This is a genomic window from Blautia faecis, from assembly GCF_020554845.1.
GTDB classification, from domain to species: Bacteria; Bacillota; Clostridia; order Lachnospirales; family Lachnospiraceae; genus Blautia_A; species Blautia_A faecis.
Map to the genome: position 1 here is coordinate 1 of NZ_JAJCIA010000071.1, position 3,223 is coordinate 3,223.

Consider the following 3,223-nt stretch of genomic DNA (forward strand, 5'->3'; position numbering starts at 1 on the left):
TGTTTACTATACCACTGCCGCAAGGAATCGTCAAGCACTTTTTACAAAAAAGTTTGATTTTTTGTCACTATTTTTTTTGCAAAATTTTATTTCATATCCCAAATGTCATATAAGCCTCCTGTCCAAAACATGAACAAGAGGCTTATTCTATCTTTTTTACAGAATCATTTTAGTTATTTCTAACCTTTCGCTTAACGTACAGTTATTGTCACATACGCTTTCTTTTTTCCTGCTTTCACAGTAATCTTGCATTTTCCTTTATTAACCGCTTTTACCTTTCCTTTTGACGTAACAGTCGCCACTTTCTTATTGGAACTGGTATAAGTGATTTTTTCCATTGAGGTAAAAGGTTGTTTAGTTGGTTTTAAAGTTGTACTTTTGCCTTTTGCAAGTGTAATATTCTTCTTCAAGCCTGTAATTTTAGAAGTTGTAACAGCTTTTTTCTGCACTGTAACTGAAATTGTCTTGCTAATTCCACTCTTTAGCGTTACGGTTATCTTTGCTTTTCCAGCTTTCTTCTGTGCAGTTATTTTTCCTTTTTTAGATACTTTCACAATTTTGGTGTTACTGGATTTCCATGAAGCTACGGAATCTCCTTTTTGAAGCTGAGTGACCTTTAATCCAGAAGTTGCCTGTTTGACCTTTAACCGGACTGATGCAGCATTTAGTTTTAACGTTGGGGAAAGCTTGCTTCCTACCGTCCGCTGTTCTTTCTCTCCACAGTTTGTACAGCTTCTCTCCTGCAGTTCCGGAGAAAATACATCTGCTTCCTGCACTGTTTTCCAGTCGCTCCAGACATGTATTTCCGGCTTCGGTACCGGAGTACTGGTTGGTGCCGGTGTCTGATTATTCTCAGGTGCCTTGCTAGGTTCCGGTGCCGGAGTGCTGCTTGGATTTGGCTTTACGCTTGGTTCCGGTGCCGGAACGCTGCTTGGAACCGGTTCTACGCTTGGTTCTGGTATCGGTGTATTGCTTGGCTCTGGCTCAGATGATTCAGTTTTTACGTGAACCGTAATCTGAACAGCAATATCTTCATTTACTGCTTTTGCAGTTATCACTGTATCGCCATTTTGTTTTCCAACGATCACACCGTCTGCATTTACAGATGCAATTCCCGGATCAGATGAACTCCAGTTCACAGACTTTGCAGATGCATTTTCCGGTAGGATCACAATATCTACACGTTTCTTTTCTCCGGTCTTTATCTGTATCTCTTTTTCTTCTGTCTGAATGCTCTCTACTGAAATGTATTCTTCCGACGGAGTCTGCGCAGTATACTCTTTCTCTGTGTTGTCATCACTCTTCAATACGCATTCTGTTTTCTTACCGGAAGTATCAGGGATTATGATACTATTTCCGCTTTCAACCGGGATGTTATCCACTTCCTGCTGTATGCTGCTTCCGTCTTCTCCAATTACAGAAAGGCTGTAATCCACACTTCCTATATCATTTGCCACGCATTTTAAGGAATAACCGCCATCTTCCGGAACTCGGATTGTTTTTACGTAATCATCAGATATCGGATTGTAGCTGACAGAATAATAAATATCTCCTATGTACCCTTCTGTTTCCTGCCCATCGTATATGGTTGTTACCAGTTTTCCAGACGCATCATAAATTTCCACATCTACAGGGCATGCGATCAGCGATGTTGATATTTTCTTCAAAACTCCCGAGCTATTCAGCCATTTTTCATTTGACTCCAATGTGGCTGAGATCTGCAAAGATACGTCATAAGCTCTTTTCCACTTTGTTCTGGAAAGACTCATCATGGACTGCAGGCTTTTTTCCCCGGTCATCCTTGTTTTCAGCAGCATATAATAGGCATATACTGTTCTTTTTGAGTATTTCGCTTTTTCATCAGCATTGCCTGTCAGATATTTATACCGGCAGTCTGTCATCCATTTTCCGATATAGCTTCCAATATATGCTGCGCAGCGCATGTTGTCTTTCTGCTTCTGAATGTCTTTGATATTAAACAGTATATTGGAAAGTCCTACGGAAAATTTGAAACTGGTATTAACCAGAGCTACCCAGGGTAGTTTGGTGACCAGTGAATCAAGTGCTACGTCAATCGCGATATCCGCTGTTTCACCTTTTATGTCATCCAGTGCATATGAAATTGCGGATAACGCACCTCCGTTGATTACAGTATACAAATCCCCTGCCGCCTGGCTGACAGCCAGGAATGTACAATTATCCCTGATATAGGCAAGCATTTCCGCATACATTTCATCTGACAGCTTTAACCGTTCCACATTATAGACTGCTTTAATTGTTTTTTCTGTTATGGACAAAAGCTTCAATCCTGTGCCCATCCATTCAAGACCTTTTGAAAGTGATCCTGCCAGCTCCTTTGATCTGCTAAAGCTTTCAATGCATTTGATTGCATTGGAGTCTGCCTTCCAGCCATAAACTGATTGTAAATACTGGGACAGCGAAGAATATTCTCCACTGAGCAGGTAATTTTTCACGATATCCTTCTGGCTCAGTTCTGAAAGCTGGTTCATTTCTTCACTGTTCAGGCCAAAGGCCATGGCATAAGCCCAGTTAGACTGTTTCAGGGTTTTGACATATATATCGGCATATTTTTTTGCAGCTTCAGCGTCAGCCAGCTCCTGTGTTTTTTTACTCTGTTCTTCCAGAAGTGCGATCAGTATGTCTCTTGCCTGTTCTCTTGATGTCGAACAGGTAAATATTTCTCTCCATCCATCGGTACCTCTGAACAGCATATTGGACCAGGCTTCTGTCAGGCGTTCACCAAAATCAGTGTCAAAGGTGGCTACTGCCATGGAGTTGGTAAAGTTTTTGTCTTTTACCAGATAATTCATTGCGTTGCTTGTTCCCTGATCCAGCAGCCATTGGTCTATTTGTCCGGAATAGTCGTACTCACAGTTACCAATCGCCTCTCCCAGGGAAACAAATGGGATTCCATTTTCCAGGGCGTAGATTTCGGCGTAAGAGCCGGAATAGCCGTAGATTTTTATGGATTTGCAATTGTAGAAGGCATAGGTTCCGATTGCGGTTACGCTTTCTGGGATTTCTACGTAGGAAAGTGTTGTATTCTCTGAATTATTATAACAGAAATAATCTGGAATTCTTGTAATTCCTTCTGCAAATACAATCCTTTCAAGTGCCTCTGCCCGGTCAGTTACGCCTCCATAAACATCTCCTCCTGACTCTACCGTACTTGGTATTGTAAGGCTTGTCACCGCTGTACCTG

Annotated in this window: 1 protein-coding gene; it reads right to left on the reverse strand. The window is 41.5% G+C overall.

Annotated elements, in window-relative coordinates:
* Positions 1-191: 191 nt before the first annotated feature.
* Positions 192-3,223, reverse strand: a 3,032-nt coding sequence (locus LIZ66_RS18145) for an Ig-like domain-containing protein (RefSeq protein WP_226838191.1), incomplete at its 5' end; no start/stop codon positions are given.